Here is a 14,738-nt window from a genome sequence, read left to right as displayed (position 1 = left end):
TCAGGCCGCGATTTCGGCAACCGCATGGGCGAGGATCTGCAGGCCCGCGACGAGGTCCTCTTCCCGCGTGTCCTCCTCAAAGGCATGGGAAATGCCGTTGATCGAGGGGACAAAGAGCATCGCCACCGGCATATGGGCGGAGACGGAGGTGGAATCATGCAGCGCACCTGAGGGCATCTTGCGCCAACGGCCCGGTGCGATCGTTTCCGCGCCCCGCGCCAGTGCCGCCTGAAAACCGTCATCCATCGGCACCGGGTCGAGGCTGAGCATGCCGGAGGTTTCCAGCTTCAGCCCCTTCTCGCGCGCGACCTCTTCTGCCGCCTCGCGGATCACCTCTTCCATCCGGTCGAGGCGCGGTTTTTCCCCGTCACGCCACTGCATGGAGAAGGTGCAGCGCCCGGGCACGATGGAATGCGATCCGGGGTAGAGGTCGACATGGCCGGTGGTCCAGACGGTCGAGGGGGTGACGAGGTTGCGGAACCTCTGGGCGATCAGGTTCTGGAAGGCGACCATGCCCTGATAGGCGTCCTTGCGCAGGTGCATGGGCGTCGTGCCCGCATGGTTCTGTTCGCCCGAAAAGGTGATGCGCATGTCGCGGATGCCGACGATGGAGCTGACGACGCCCGCCGCTTCGCCGGCCTTGTCGAGCCAGGGGCCCTGTTCGATATGGCATTCGACAAACCCCTTGAAGCGGGACGGGTCGGGGAAGTCGCTGGTAAGGTCCGCCATGCGCGCGCGCGCCTCGCCAAAGGTCACACCATCGGTATCGGTCAGCCTGTCGGCATCTTCGAGAGAGGTGAAGCCGCCCCAGATGCGGCTGCCGGTGGTCACGCCAAAGCGCCCCTCCTCATCCTGGAACGACACGGCAGAGACGGGCAGGCCGGCCTCTGCCCCCGCGCGGGCCAGTTCCAGCCCGCAGATGACGCCAAGCGCCCCGTCGAGCCAGCCGCCCTCTGGCTGGGTGTCGGAATGGGAGCCTATGAGCAGGGATTTTCCTTCGGCCAGACCCCAGACGGTCCCGACGGGATCGATCTGGGCGGTCAGCCCTGCGCCGGTATATTGCTCGGTCAGCCATTTGCGCGACTCGATATCGGGGTCGGAAAAGGCCCGCCGGACGACCCCCTTGCCCACGCCGGAGGCCCCGAAGCTGCGCAGTTTGTGAAGGTCGGCGAGGAAACGGTCCGGATTGACGGGCAGCATGGGGTCCCTTTCGGCAACTGGTGACTTGGGTATCTGGGCATCTCTGGCGCAATTATCATGATAAATGCGTCGTGTATGTTCAAGGGTGCGCAGATTTTGCCCGGGCATACCAGAGCCCGCCTGCCGTAGCTGCCTGTCTTCTGGACGCTGGGTCAGGCCCGGGCAGAAAACAGCCGGAAATAGGCCCAGCCCGGCAGGAACCTTGCCAGCCGGAAGATCAGGGAGAAGCCGGAGGGAAATGCGCGGGCGAAGCTGGGGGAGTTCATATGCTCGAAGGCCTTGGTCGCGGCCTCCTCCGGTTCCATCATCGCGGGCATCTTGAAGTCGTTCTTTTCGGTCAGGCGGGTGCGGATATAGCCCGGGTTCAACAGCTGCACCTCGATCCCGGTGTTCTGCAGGTCACAGCGCAGGCTTTCGGCCAGCGACATGATCGCCGCCTTGGTCGCGGTATAGGGGGCCGAGCCCGGCAGGCCGCCATAGGCGGTGAGCGACCCGGTCAGCACGATATGGCCATGGCCGCGCGCCTTCATGCCGGGCAGGACGGCACCGACGGCCCGCATGCAGCCGAGGAAGTTGGTATCGCCGATGACCTCGGCCTTTTCGGTATCCCAATCTTCGGCGCCGAAGGGCCAGTAGGCACCGGCGAGGTAGATCATGCCGTCGATCTCTCCGGCCTGCTGCGCGGCCTGTTCGACGGCGGCGCGGTCGGTGACGTCAAGCGGCAGGATTCGGGACTGGCCCGGCAGGCTGTCGGCGACCTGACGAAGCTTGTCTTCGCTGCGGGCCGACAGGATCACGCTGACGCCGACCTTTGACAGCTGGTGCGCCAGCGCCGCGCCGAAGCCTTCGCTCGCGCCGATCAGCCAATAGGTCTTGCCCTGCCAGTCTGTCATCTTGCCTCTCCTTTTGGTGTCGGGGGGTTAACGCGGGGTCCGGGGCGGGGTTCCTCAGCGGGAGACCTCCGTCGCCGGGGCGGGCGGTCTGTTGCGATAACGAGCGCGCTTGATGAAGAGTTTGAGCGCCTGCCAATGGATCAGCGCCAGAACCCGGCGGGAGCCGAAGGGGCGGCGCAGGCAGGCACCGAGGATGGCGCGGTTGGTCAGCGGTTCCAGCGGGCCGGTGAGGGTGGCGATCAGACCGCCCTCGGCCTCGCGATCATAGTCGATACGGATACGTATGTTCTGGTCTGTGATGTCGAAGGTGAAGGCATAGGTGCCGGTCTGCGGCTGGAAGGGCGAGACGTGCAGGACCTTGCGGGCGGAGAGCACGTCCTTGGGGCCGATGGGGCCCTGATCGTCGCGGTGGCACAGGTAGGAATGGCGGTCGCCGAAAGTATTGGTGACCTCCGCGATCACGACCCTCAGGTCGCCCCGGTCATCCTCGCAGAGCCAGAATGAGACCGGGTTGAAGACATGGCCCAGCACGCGCGGCTGGGTCAGCAGACGGATGCGGGCGGGGCGGGGCAGATGCGCCTCCGCCAGCACCTCGCGCACCCATGCGGCGCCCCTGCCCTCTTTCGGCGGGCCGCCATGGTCACTGTCGTGCAGCGATGTGAGGTTGCCCCGGTTGCGGGAGAAGAGGCGCGGGCGAGGCCCGTCATTCTCGGCATCCAGCAGGACGTAATCCACCCCGTAGCGGAAGGCGTTCCGGATCTGGCCCTTTCGGCCGTGCCAGGTCTGGCCGCGCAGATGCAGGGGGCGGGCGAGGTTGGTCATTCGGCTGCCATGTCGGGCAGTGCGGGCGCGGCGCGCAGCGCCTCCACCACCGCCGTCGCGGAGGCGAGGCCGTCTTCGTGGAAGCCGTTGCGCATCCAGGCGCCGCAGAACCAGGTGCCGTTGCGGCCGTTGAGCGCCTGCATATCCTTCTGCGCGGCGAGGGCTGCGGCATCGTAGACGGGGTGGCGCAGGGTGACCTCGTCATGGATGCGAGCCGGGTCGATGCGGCGGGTGGCGTTGAGCGTGACAAAGAGCGGGTCGTCCATCGGGATCGGCTGCAGGCGGTTCATCCAGTAGGTCAGGTCGATCGTGTCGCCGGGATGGCCGATGGCGTCGCGATAATTCCAAGAGGCCCAGGCGTGGCGGTTGCGGGGCATGACCGATGCGTCGGAATGCAGCACCACCGTGTTGGGCTGGTAACGGATGGCGCCCAGAGCCGCTGCCTCCGCTACGGTCGGGTCCGACAGCAGGCGGAGGCTGTCGTCGGAATGGGTGGCGAGGATGACCTCGTCGAAACCCTCCCATTCGCTGCCGTATAGTTTGACCTCGGGCCCCATCAGCGTACGCCGGATGGCCTGCACGGGGCTGGCGGTGCGGATGTCGACACCGGTACGGCGCAGCGCCGCCTCGACCCGCCGGACATATTCGACCGATCCGCCCTCAACCGTGTACCACTGGTGCTGACCGGTATGGCTGAGCAGGGCGTGGTTCTCGAAAAACCGGATCATGGCATCGGCGGGAAAGTCGAGGATGCGGTCCTTGGGCGTGGACCAGATCGCGCCGGAGAGCGGCAGCAGGTAATAGTCCCGGAACCAGTCGCCAGTGCCCAGCTGGTCCAGCAACCCGCCAATGGTCATACCGGAAGCGCGGGAGGCCTCCAGCGCCCGGGCGTTGAACCGCATCACGTCGCGCAGCATCCCGAGGAACCGGGGATTGGCGATGTTGCGGGACTGGGCAAAGACAGCCCGCAGATTAGACAGACCGTATTCGATGCGCCCGCCCATGACGGAGGCGCCAAAGCTCATATCGCTTTTCACAACAGGCACGTTCAGGTCGTCGAAAAGCCGCGTCAGCAGCGGATAATTCGGGTAGTTGAAGACGATGAACCCGGTATCGACCGGCTGATCGCCACGCTTGCCCGCCATGATCGTGCGGGCGTGGCCGCCCAGGCGCAGCTCTGCCTCGATCAGGGTCACGTCATCCGTATCCGACAGCATGAGGGCCGCGCCGAGGCCTGAGATACCAGCGCCAATAATAGCGATGCGGCGACGCGCGACACGCGGGGATTCAAATGGCATGGGTCGTCCTTTATCTTTGCGATCCATAAGAGCTACGTGCCCCGTCGCCAAACGGATGCACCGGCAGGAAAAAATCTTTTCTGCGGTCGCAAGTGATCCGGTTGCGCCCGGGCGGCGTAGTCTGGACATGTTGCAGCAAGTGACCACACAACCCCGTGGGGCAGCCTCGCCCCTGAGCTCGCCGCGTGTTAGAACGCAGGCACGGGAAAAGGGGCATACGCTGGTGACGGCGCAGAACGGCGCAAAGCAGATGAAGACGTGGATCGAGGAAATACACCTGATCCGCGATGCCCGCGACCGCGCCGCCTTCGCCCGGCTCTTTGCGCATTTCGCGCCCCGGGTGAAAGGGTTCCTGATCAAGTCGGGTGCCGAGCCTTCGGTGGCGGAGGATTGTGCGCAGGATGTGATGGTCTCGGTCTGGCGGAAGGCGCATCAGTTCGATGCCTCCCGCGCCTCTGTGGCGACCTGGATATTCACGATCGCGCGGAACCGGCGGATCGACCTGCTGCGCCGCGACCGGCGACCGGAGCCCGAAGACCTTGGCTGGGGGCCGGAGCCCGACCTGCCGCAGGAGGCGGAGCTGGAGCTGCAGCAGGAGAGTGAACAACTGGGCAAGGCGCTGGCCGCCCTGCCTGCGAAACAACGTGAATTGATCGAGAAGGCCTATTTCGGCGACCTGTCGCATCGGGAGATCGCCGATATGACGGGTCTGCCGCTGGGCACGATCAAATCGCGGATCAGACTGGCGCTGGAGAAACTGCGCCACGCGATGGATTAAGATTATGGACGGTATCAAACATCATCTCACGGAAGAGCTGCTGATCGGCTATGCGGCGGGCACCCTGCCCGAGGCCTTCAACCTTGTCGTCGCCTCGCATGTGTCGATGTGCGACACCTGCCGCGCGGCGCTGGAAAGCTACGAATCGGTTGGCGGCGCGATGCTGGAAGAGGCGGGCGTGACGCTGGCGGAGGGGTCGCTGGACCTGTGTCTGGCACGTCTGGATGACGAGGTCGGGCCGATTGCGGCGCGGCCGGCGCCGGGCGTCCTGCCCCAGCCCCTGCGCGATTATGTTGGCGGCGATGTGGATGCGATCCGCTGGCGGGCGGTTGGCGGCGGGGTCCGGCAGGCGATCCTGCCGACGTCCAAAGCGGCCTCTGCCCGGCTGCTGTTTATTCCGGCGGGGGCGGCCGTACCCGATCACGGGCATCGCGGGACGGAGCTGACGATGGTTCTGCAGGGTGCCTTTGCCGATGAAACCGACCGCTTCGGGCGGGGCGATGTGGAAGTGGCCAACGAGGATCTGGAGCATCAGCCGATTGCGGAGGCCGGGGCGGATTGCATCTGTCTGGCCGCCACGGATGCGCCCTTGCGGTTCCGGTCGCTGCTGCCGCGTCTGGCGCAGCCCTTCCTCAAGATTTAATCGCGGGCGGCGGTCAAGCGGGCGACGGCTGCGCCTGCATCCTGTTCCAGCGTATCCTCGGGCGCCAGTTCCTCGAAATCGAAATTGTCGAGCTTGGCGGCGCGTTTGCCGGCCCGCTCCGCCGCGATTCCAATCCCTTCGACGTCGCGCCGGGCCTGATCGAAATGGGTGTCGAGCTTTTGCACCCGCTCGACCACGATCTCCACATCGCGGTGCAGCTGGCGCAGCATATTGCGGATGGCGCCCGCCTGTTCGCGCATCCGCGCATCCTTGAGGATGGCGCGCATCGTGTTCAGCGTGGCCATGCAGGTGGTAGGAGAGACGATCCAGACCCGGGCGTTGAACCCTTCGCGCACAACGTCGGGGAAATTGGCGTGCAGCTCGGCATAGACGGCCTCCGACGGCAGGAACATCAGCGCGCCATCGGCGGTTTCGCCCTCGATCACGTATTTCTCTGAGATCGCCTTGATATGCGCTTTGACGGAGGCGCGGAATTGCTGACCGGCGGCGCGGGCCTCCGCCTCCGTGGCGGCGTTGCGCAGGGCCTCATAGGCCTCCAGCGGGAATTTCGCGTCGATGACGATGGGGCCCGGCGGGTTGGGCAGATGGATCATGCAATCCGCCCGCTTCCCATTCGACAGCGTCGCCTGCAGCGTGTAGCTGTCCTTTGGCAGCGCCTTGGAGACGATGTCGTTGAGCTGGATTTCTCCAAAGGCGCCACGGGTTTGCTTGTTTGACAGAATGTCCTGAAGCGACAGAACATCGCCCGACAGCTTGGTGATATTCTCCTGCGCCTTGTCGATCGTGGCGAGGCGCGCCTGCAGCTCCGTCAGGCTTTTGGTGGTCTTTTCCGACCCGCCCATGAGCTGCTTGTTCACATGTTCCTGCATGTCGGTCATGGCGCGGGCGGTCTTCATCGCATTCTCGTGCAGGCGGTCGCTCATCTGCTGCTGGACGGCGGCGAGGCGCGTTTCCATCGCCTGCAGCACCTGCGCCTGTCCGGTGGATTGCGCGTTGGAGACGGAGGTCAGACCGCCCGTCAGCTGCTCCTGCCCCCGGCCGAGGCCTTCGACGGCGCGGCCCAGCTGGTCCATCTGATAGATCAGCGGCTCCGACGCGCGGGCGGTGCGCGACACGCCGCGCAGGGCGGCGATCAGCAGGATGACGATCAGCAGCGCCAGCGCCCCGCCGATCAGCAGGGCCAGGGTGACGGGGTCGTTCAGGTCAAGGGTGGTGGTGCCGATCTGGATCATGTGCGTCCGAACAGCCGTTCGATATCAGAGAGTTTCAGCTCAACATAGGTGGGGCGGCCGTGGTTGCACTGGCCCGAGAGCGGGGTGGCCTCGATCTCCCGCAGGAGCGCGTTCATCTCGTCCACCCGCATCCGGCGGCCGGAGCGGATGGAGCCGTGACAGGCCACGCGGCTGAGGATCGCGTCGATCCGGGCCTTGAGCGTCGTGCTGTCGCCGGCATCGGCCAGCTCGTCGAGGATGTCGAGGACCAGCGCCCTGGCATCGACCTCTCCCAGGATCGCGGGAGTTTCCCGCACCGCCACGGCAGTACCGCCGAAGGGTTCGATGGTCAGACCGAGGACGGAGAGCGCTTCCGCCGCCTCTTCCAGCCGGGCGCAGTCCCCGGCGGAGAGTTCGATGATTTCAGGAATGAGCAAAGCCTGCGCCGCGACGCCACGTTCGGCCATTTGCGCCTTCAGCTTTTCATAGACCAGTCGTTCATGGGCGGCGTGCTGATCAACCAGCACCATGCCGCGTTCCGTCTGGGCGATGATGTAATTCTCATGCACCTGCGCGCGGGCGGCGCCCAGCGGGTAGCTTTCCAGCGGGGCAATGTCTTCGGCAACCGGCTCCGGCGCAGGTTCATACCGCACCGATGGCAGGTCGGAAAACCCGGCAAAGGCCTCGGGCGCCTGCCCCTGATAGCTGACAGTTCGGGCCTGCAGGGAGGGCCGGTCCATCTGGTAGACCCTCGGTGCCACCGGTTCAGGCCGCATCGCCCCCAGCGTCGCCTCGGCCACGGTCGAGGAGGCCCGGTGCCCCGCCCCCGCCAAAGCATGGCGCAGGCCCGAGACGATCAGCCCTCGCGCGATGCCCGGATCGCGGAACCGCACCTCCGATTTCGCGGGATGCACGTTGACGTCCACAAGCTCCGGATCGCAGTCGATAAAGAGCGCGGCCGCCGGGTGCCGGTCGCGCGACAGCACATCCATATATGCCGCGCGCAGGGCGCCGGTCAGCAGCTTGTCCCTGACAGGCCGCCCGTTCACAAACAGGAACTGCGCCACTGCCGCGCCGCGCGAATAGGTCGGCAGGGCGGCATAGCCGGTCATGTGCAGCCCTTCCCGTTCCGCATCGATGCGCAGAGAATTCTCGGCGAACTCGCGCCCGAGGATCGCGGCCAGCCGCCCGTGCAAAGCGTCGAACATGTCGCCGCTTTCGGGATCGGCGCGGAAGACCACCCGGCCCTCGCCGCCGCCCGTCGCATCGCGCAGGGTGAAGCCGACATAGGGCTCCGCCATGGCGAGCCGCTTGACGATATCGGTGACCGCCTGCCCCTCTGCCCGGTCGGTACGCAGGAATTTCAGCCGGGCGGGCGTGGCGTAGAAGAGATCGCGCAGCTCGACGACCGTGCCCGCCGACAGGGCCGCGGGCCGCACCGGCTCCATCCGGCCACCGCTGACCGCAATCTCCGCCGCAGGCGCGCCAGCGACGCGGGAGGTGATGCGCAGACGGCCGACCGCGCCCAGCGACGGCAGTGCCTCCCCGCGAAAGCCGAAGGTATGGATGTTGAGCAGGTCAGAGCCGTCGATCTTCGATGTCGCATGGCGCGAGAGCGCCAGCGGCAGCGCGTCGCCGTCGATCCCGCAGCCATCGTCGCGGACCCGGATCAGCCCCTTGCCGCCATCGGCAATCGTGACCTCGATCCGGCTGGCCCCGGCGTCCAGCGCATTCTCCAGCAGTTCCTTGACGGCAGAGGCCGGGCGCTCCACTACCTCCCCCGCCGCAATCCGGTTGATCGCAGCCTCGTCGAGCTGCCGGATGACAGGACGGATATCGCTTATATTGGGGTCGGGTCTCAGCATGACCCCAGACCTAGCATGGGCGCTTTGATTCGACCATGCGCTTCCGCCGCCAGATCAAGGCCAGAGCGCAAACATGGCACGCTCGGGTCACGCATTCGCAACAACCTTCGGGTCATTGTACGCCTGCCCCTTTTCACGATAAGGGACGCAACATATAGTGGCAGCAGCAGAACATCCCGCGACAGGCGGGGCATCCGGGGGTCAGAATTTGGCGCATATCATAGTCGTGGGGAATGAAAAGGGCGGCGCGGGCAAATCCACCGTGTCCATGCATGTGGCGACGGCCCTGTCGCGCATGGGCCACAAGGTCTCGACGCTGGATCTGGACCTGCGGCAGAAAACGCTCGGGCGCTATGTCTCCAACAGAGAGACATTCCTGAAGAAACAGGATCTTACCCTCCCGACGCCGGAATATTCCGAGCTCCCCGAAGTTGACAAGGACAGGCTCCAGCCGGGTGAAAACCCCTATGATCACCGGCTCTCAGCCGCGATCTCGGATCTGGAAACCCGGTCGGATTTTGTGCTGATCGACTGCCCCGGTTCACATACACGGCTCAGCCAGGTGGCGCATAGCCTCGCGGATACGCTGATCACCCCGCTCAACGACAGTTTCATCGATTTCGACCTGCTGGCGCATATCGACAATGATGGCGAGCGGATCCTCGGGCCTTCGGTCTATTCCGAAATGGTCTGGAATGCGCGGCAGCTGCGCGCCCAGGCCGGCCTCAAGCCGATCGACTGGGTTGTCCTGCGCAACCGCCTCGGCGCCCAGCAGATGGTCAACAAGGCCAAGATGGAAAAGGCTCTCGAACGCCTCTCCAAACGCATCGGGTTCCGCGTCATCCCGGGCTTCAACGAACGTGTCATTTTCAGAGAGCTTTTCCCGCGCGGCCTGACCCTGCTCGACCTTAAGGATATCGGCGTTCAACAGCTCAATATCTCCAATGTGGCCGCACGGCAGGAGCTGCGCGACCTGATCAAGGCGCTCAACCTGCCCGGTGTAACCGTCGACTTCTGACGCCGCCCGGGGCTGGACAGCGCGCCCGCCCCCCTTCATCTTTCCGGAAATACTCCCGCCGGAGGCATCCCCCGCCTCCGCCCGCGCCTCCGTTTAAAAGGGTGAGCCCGATGACCCCCTTCCTCCGCATGGCCCAGAACAACGCATGGGCCAATGCCACGCTCTATGCCGCCATGACCCCGCTCGACACCACGGGTTTTGCCGCCCCGCGCCCCGGCTTCTTCCCGTCGCTGCAAGCGACAATGAACCATATTTACGAGGTCGATCTCTATTATATCGATGCACTTCAGGAAGGCGGCCGTGGCCGCCGTGTCTATGACCGGGCAGAGGTCGCGGATCCCCAGACCCTCGCTGCGCTGCAGGCAGAGGCGGACGACCGACTCATCGCCTTTTGCGCTGCCCTGGCGGAGACCCGGGCCCTATCCCGCGTCCGGACGGAGCGCGCGCATGATCCCGAGGTGACGGAGCGGGTGGATATGCTGCTGCTGCATCTTTTCCAGCATCAGATCCATCACCGGGGTCAGGCGCATGTGCAACTTCAGGAGGCCGGCATCGCGCCGCCGCAGCTTGATGAGTTTTTCCTTGATGACGACCGGGCGCCGGGCGCCCGGATCTATTGGGCGTAAATCCGGTCAGCCGCCGAAGCGGCGCTCCCAGAACCGCAGAACCCGCACGCGGATGGCCCAGAAGATCGCAAACATGGTCAGCAGGATCACGATATTCAGCCAGGGGATGATCCTGGCATCCGGATCGGCCACAGCCTTGACCGAAATGGCGTTCGGGAAGACCGTCCAAAGCTCCATCCGCCAGCCGTAATGGGTGACCTTGACCCATTGCGGCGCTTCCTTGGTGGATTTCAGATCCGTCGCCTCGGTCTGCAGGTTGGAATTGTCGAATTTGAAATAGGGCGGCCAGCCCCAGCCGGTATCCTCATTGCGGTAGACGCGCGGCTTGCCGTCACGGTTGACCGACTGAATAAAGAAGACCTCGCGATTGACCTGCCCCGCCGCGGTCCCGGCATCGCCGCGCGCCCAGAACATCGGGTTTTCGCCAACATCCATCCGCTTGGCGTAGGTATCAGTGATCCGCACCACGTCATGCTGCGGCAGCGTGTAATGCAGAAAGGCCGCGATCACGGCAAAGATGATCAGGTAGATGATCCATTTGATGTAATACATGCGTCTTCGTCCTGCGCTGACCGGCCTGCTTTCCGGCCTAGTGGAAACTCATCCTCTGGGCAACGGGGTGGATATAGCCCTGTCCCCGGGATTTTCCCACCTGCGCAGGAAAGTCGCGGCTTGCGGGGGCATGACGCGCCGGGCAGTCTGACCCGGGTGACTCAGAAAGGTGGAACCAGATGACGATATACCGCGTGACCGCCGACGGCCCGGGAGAGGTGGAGAGACCCGCGCCCGCCAAGGTGATTTCCGGTGACCCGGTTTTCACGACCTGGAACCAGGAGGAGCGCGACGGGCTCTATTGCGGGGTCTGGGAGGCGACGCCGGGAAAATGGCGCATCTCCTACACCGAATGGGAATACTTCCGGCTGCTCACGGGCCGGTCGGTAGTGACAGAGGATGGCGGCGCGCCGGTCGAGCTGGGCCCGGGCGACGCCTTTGTCATTACACCCGGGTTCGCAGGCACCTGGGAGGTATTGGAGACGACCCGGAAGGATTACGTGATCCGGCTCTGACCAGGTGTGATCACACGCGTGCCTTGGCGGTGTGCCAGAGCAGCGCGCCCGCCTCGATTCCCAGTCCTTTGGCCTTTGTGAGCATCTCCGACCGTGGCCCCGAGGGCGCCACCGGCAGCGCGGCACCCTGCCCGCCGATCAGCGCCTGCGCCATGGCCCGGCCGAACTGCGTCCCGGGCGCGATGCCCCGCCCGGCATAGCCATAGGCGGCCAGCGCATTGGGGCCCAGGCTTTCGATCTTGGGCATGTGGTCGGCGGTCATGACGATGCGCCCCCACCAGCCATGCCGGAACTCTGCCTTAACCTCCGGGTAGAGGCGGCGCATCATCCGGCGCGCCCAGCCTTGGTGCAGGGTCGCGCCGGGATGGTCGAGCCGCCCGATGGCGCCGATCAGCAGCCGTCCCGCCTGATCGCGCCGGACGGAGGTCATGACGGTCGCCGTATCCCAGCATCCCTCCCCGCCTGGCAGGATATGGTCCGTGCCGGGCAGCGGATCGGTGGCGAACTGGCAGAACCCCATGGGGATCAGATCCGGCCCCCCCGGCCCTTCGTGATAGCCGTTGGTGGCGCGGATCAGGGCCCCCGCCTGCACGGTCACATTGCCCGCATGGATGACCCAGCTGCCGCCGTCATGTCGGATGTCGCTGACCGGAGATCGGTCGTGCAGCACCGCCCCCGCCCGCCGCGCCGCATGGGCCAGCCCGCGCGCGTAGGAAAGCGGCTGGATCGTCCCGGCCCGGTGATCCAGCAGGGCGCCGTAAAAGCGGGTTGTGCCGGTGCGGCGGGCGGTCTCCGCCGCGCTCAGCAATTCCACCGGGGCGCCGCGCGCGGCCTGCTGGCGGTGACGGTCGGTGATGTCGCGCAGGCCTGCGGCGGAATGGGCGAGGTGCAGGGTGCCATTGCGGGTGGCCTCGCAGGTGATGCCGTGCTTTGCGATCAGGGAAAAAACCAGCTCCGGCGCGTCTGCCAGGGATTGCATCAGGGTCTGACCTTCGCGGGGGCCGAGGGTCGCCTCCACCTCCTCCGGCGGGGTCCAGAGGCCCGCGTTGACGAGGCCGACGTTGCGGCCTGACCCGCCATGGCCGATCTGATGCGCCTCCAGCAGAATAACGCGAGCGCCCGCTTCTGCCGCATGCAGCGCTGCCGACAGGCCGGTGAAACCGCCGCCGATAACGCAGAGGTCGCAGCTGGCGTTTTCGGTCAGCGGAGAGAGGTCCGGCGCCGGGGCCGCAGTGGCCGTCCAGAGGTTGCCGTTGGTGAGTGCGTCCGACATGGCTTGATCCTGATTTCCGCAGGCGAGAGTAGCAGCGGTTTCGGCGAAGGCCATGGGGCTTGCGCAGGTCGGCAAAGAGAGGCAGCACAGCGCTATGGATATGACATTCAGACAGGCGGCCACGGCGGATATCGGCCCGATTGTGCGGCTGTGGGAGGCGGCCTGGCACGATGCGCATGGCGCGCTCGTGCCGTCGGAGGTGCTGCGGCACCGCACGCCGGAAAGTTTCGTCGAGCGGACCCGCAAGCATCTGGACGGGTTCCGTCTGCTTCTGGATGGCGCGGCGCTCATGGGCTTTCACCTGTGTCTCGACGACGAGATCTCCCAGTTCTACCTCGCACCTCAGGCGCGGGGCACGGGGGCTGCGGCGCGGTTGATGACGGATGCGGAGGCGGTGCTGGCCGCGCGCGGCTATCGCGACATCTGGCTGGCCTGTGCGGAGGGCAATGACCGCGCCCGCCGGTTCTATGAAAAGACCGGGTTCCGCTGTGCCCGCACGACAGAGATGCCGCTGGGCACGGAGCAGGACCCGGCCCCGATCCGGATCTGGCGGATGGAAAAACGCCTGAGCTGAGCGCCCTTCCCTGCCCCGCCCGGCCCAGTCAGACGACGTTATGTGCCGGGCCATAGGGGAAGCCGGTGATATTCTCGTTCCCCTCTGCCGTGATCAGCAGGATGTCGTGTTCGCGGTAACCGCCCGCCCCGGGCAGGCCCTGCGGCAGGGTCAGCATCGGCTCCATCGAGATGACCATGCCCGGCTCCAGCACAGTGTCGATATCCTCGCGCAGCTCCAGCCCGGCCTCGCGGCCGTAGTAATGCGAGAGGACGCCAAAGCTGTGGCCATAGCCGAAGGTGCGGTATTGCAGCAGGTCACGCTCCGCGAAGAAGTCGTTGATCTGCGCGGTGATGGCGGCGCAGGACATGCCGGGTTTGAGCAGCGACATGCCCAGCTCATGCGCCTCCACATTGGCCTGCCAGATGGCGAGGCTGGCCGCGTCGACCTCGCCCATGAAGAGCGTGCGTTCAAGCGCCGTGTAATAGCCGGAGATCATGGGGAAGGAATTGAGCGACAGGATATCGCCCGGCTCCGGGCGGCGGGCGGTGACGGGGTTATGGGCGCCGTCGGTGTTGAGGCCGGACTGGAACCAGACCCAGGTGTCGCGATATTCGGCATCGGGGAAGGCATCGGCAATCGCCAGTTCCATCGCGTTGCGGCCGGCCATAGCGATGTCGATCTCCCGCGCGCCGGGGCGGATGGCGTCGCGGATGGCATAGCCGCCGATATCGGCGATGCGGGCGCCCTCGCGGATCAGGGCGATCTCTGCGGGCGATTTGTGCATGCGCTGGCGCATCACCTGCGGGGCGATGTCGATCTGGGCAAGCGGGGAAAGGAAATCCTCCAACTTGTCCCGCTGGGTGATCGTGAGGTGATCGCCCTCATAGCCGATGACGCGGTTCTCGCCCGTCACATGGGTGACGGCGCGCCAGAAATTGTCGCGCGCCCAGTCGGTATAGGTGAGGCTGGCGCCATGGCTGCGCCGCCAAGGCTGGCCCGCGTCGATCCCGGCGGAGATGGTAACGCAGTCGGTTTCTGTCACCACGAGGCCATAGGGGCGGCCGAAAGAGCAGTAGAGGAAGCCGGAGTAATAGGCGACCGAATGCATGGAGGTCAGTACGACGGCCTGAATGTTCTGGTCGTCCATGATGCGGCGGAGGGTGCGCAGGCGGGCCTCATATTCGATTTCCGCGAAGGGGAGCGGGGCCTTGTCGCCGTTATGGACGGGGTGATAGGCGGGGCGGCCGTTGAGGTCGCGGGACGTCAGGGGGGCAGTGGTCACGGGAGGTTCTCCTGATCGGGCCCCGGCGTACAGGGCGGGCGGGCCGGAGATCGGGCGACGCCATCGCCCGGGCCTGCTGTCTGGCTAGCACCCGGACGTGCCGCTGTCACCGGATTTCGTGGGTTGCGCCCGGTGACGCGCGGGTGAATTGTGCCGCTCGTCAATGGTTTGAACGGAGAGTGGGA

15 protein-coding genes are annotated in these 14,738 nt (G+C 65.7%); 6 read left to right on the top strand and 9 right to left on the bottom strand.

Features of this window, described 5'->3' with window-relative positions; translation table 11 throughout:
- From ACRARG_RS13945 to ACRARG_RS13930, 4 genes are all read right to left on the bottom strand, one after another.
- Window positions 1-1,200, bottom strand: a complete 1,200-nt coding sequence (locus ACRARG_RS13945; RefSeq protein WP_432690617.1) for a hydantoinase/carbamoylase family amidase — start codon at window positions 1,198-1,200, stop codon at window positions 1-3.
- Between the two features lie 152 nt (window positions 1,201-1,352).
- The gene (locus ACRARG_RS13940) at window positions 1,353-2,093 is read right to left on the bottom strand and encodes an SDR family NAD(P)-dependent oxidoreductase (protein ID WP_432690616.1); all 741 of its coding nucleotides are present in this window, start codon (window positions 2,091-2,093) and stop codon (window positions 1,353-1,355) included.
- 54 nt (window positions 2,094-2,147) lie between these two features.
- Window positions 2,148-2,915, bottom strand: coding sequence for a DUF1365 domain-containing protein (locus ACRARG_RS13935; RefSeq protein ID WP_432690615.1), 768 nt, complete (start codon window positions 2,913-2,915; stop codon window positions 2,148-2,150).
- Window positions 2,912-4,213, bottom strand: a complete 1,302-nt coding sequence (locus ACRARG_RS13930; protein WP_432690614.1) for an NAD(P)/FAD-dependent oxidoreductase — start codon at window positions 4,211-4,213, stop codon at window positions 2,912-2,914. Before ACRARG_RS13930 ends, ACRARG_RS13935 begins: the two co-directional genes overlap by 4 nt.
- 250 nt (window positions 4,214-4,463) lie before the next feature.
- On the opposite strand from ACRARG_RS13930, the gene ACRARG_RS13925 reads away from it, so the two are divergent.
- Window positions 4,464-4,991, top strand: a complete 528-nt coding sequence (locus ACRARG_RS13925; RefSeq protein ID WP_432691372.1) for a sigma-70 family RNA polymerase sigma factor — start codon at window positions 4,464-4,466, stop codon at window positions 4,989-4,991.
- Between the two features lie 4 nt (window positions 4,992-4,995).
- Window positions 4,996-5,634, top strand: coding sequence for a ChrR family anti-sigma-E factor (locus ACRARG_RS13920; RefSeq protein ID WP_432690613.1), 639 nt, complete (start codon window positions 4,996-4,998; stop codon window positions 5,632-5,634).
- On the opposite strand, the gene ACRARG_RS13915 is transcribed toward ACRARG_RS13920, so the two are convergent.
- Both ACRARG_RS13915 and mutL read right to left on the bottom strand, forming a co-directional pair.
- Entirely contained in the window at window positions 5,631-6,887 is a 1,257-nt protein-coding gene (locus ACRARG_RS13915) for a DNA recombination protein RmuC (RefSeq protein ID WP_432690612.1), read from the bottom strand. The genes ACRARG_RS13920 and ACRARG_RS13915 overlap by 4 nt on opposite strands.
- Entirely contained in the window at window positions 6,884-8,731 is a 1,848-nt protein-coding gene (mutL, locus tag ACRARG_RS13910; protein ID WP_432690611.1) for a DNA mismatch repair endonuclease MutL, read from the bottom strand. The genes ACRARG_RS13915 and mutL overlap by 4 nt, the downstream gene beginning before the upstream one ends.
- Before the next feature lie 208 nt (window positions 8,732-8,939).
- Between mutL and ACRARG_RS13905 the strand changes: the two genes are divergently transcribed.
- A complete protein-coding gene (locus tag ACRARG_RS13905; protein WP_432690610.1) occupies window positions 8,940-9,749 on the top strand; it encodes a division plane positioning ATPase MipZ in 810 nt (269 codons plus the stop codon).
- Between the two features lie 110 nt (window positions 9,750-9,859).
- The gene (locus ACRARG_RS13900; protein WP_432690609.1) at window positions 9,860-10,375 is read left to right on the top strand and encodes a DinB family protein; all 516 of its coding nucleotides are present in this window, start codon (window positions 9,860-9,862) and stop codon (window positions 10,373-10,375) included.
- Window positions 10,376-10,381: 6 nt separating this feature from the next.
- On the opposite strand, the gene ACRARG_RS13895 is transcribed toward ACRARG_RS13900, so the two are convergent.
- A complete protein-coding gene (locus ACRARG_RS13895) occupies window positions 10,382-10,927 on the bottom strand; it encodes a DUF1523 family protein (protein WP_432690608.1) in 546 nt (181 codons plus the stop codon).
- A 179-nt stretch (window positions 10,928-11,106) separates the two neighbouring features.
- On the opposite strand from ACRARG_RS13895, the gene ACRARG_RS13890 reads away from it, so the two are divergent.
- Window positions 11,107-11,442, top strand: a complete 336-nt coding sequence (locus tag ACRARG_RS13890) for a cupin domain-containing protein (RefSeq protein WP_432690607.1) — start codon at window positions 11,107-11,109, stop codon at window positions 11,440-11,442.
- Window positions 11,443-11,452: 10 nt separating this feature from the next.
- Here ACRARG_RS13890 and ACRARG_RS13885 read toward each other — a convergent pair whose 3' ends face one another.
- The gene (locus ACRARG_RS13885) at window positions 11,453-12,715 is read right to left on the bottom strand and encodes an NAD(P)/FAD-dependent oxidoreductase (protein ID WP_432690606.1); all 1,263 of its coding nucleotides are present in this window, start codon (window positions 12,713-12,715) and stop codon (window positions 11,453-11,455) included.
- Between the two features lie 94 nt (window positions 12,716-12,809).
- Here ACRARG_RS13885 and ACRARG_RS13880 point away from each other — a divergent pair, with 94 nt between their 5' ends.
- Window positions 12,810-13,289, top strand: a complete 480-nt coding sequence (locus tag ACRARG_RS13880) for a GNAT family N-acetyltransferase (RefSeq protein ID WP_432690605.1) — start codon at window positions 12,810-12,812, stop codon at window positions 13,287-13,289.
- A gap of 28 nt (window positions 13,290-13,317) precedes the next feature.
- On the opposite strand, the gene ACRARG_RS13875 is transcribed toward ACRARG_RS13880, so the two are convergent.
- Window positions 13,318-14,553 carry a M24 family metallopeptidase gene (locus ACRARG_RS13875; RefSeq protein ID WP_432690604.1) on the bottom strand — a complete coding sequence of 412 codons (1,236 nt, stop codon included), beginning with the start codon at window positions 14,551-14,553 and terminating at the stop codon, window positions 13,318-13,320.
- Between the last annotated feature and the right edge of the window lie 185 nt (window positions 14,554-14,738).

The organism is Pseudooceanicola profundi, assembly GCF_050897955.1.
In the GTDB taxonomy this organism is placed as follows: domain Bacteria; phylum Pseudomonadota; class Alphaproteobacteria; order Rhodobacterales; family Rhodobacteraceae; genus Pseudooceanicola.
Note: the sequence above shows the minus strand (reverse complement) of the source record. Positions and strands in the feature narration are given on the sequence as shown.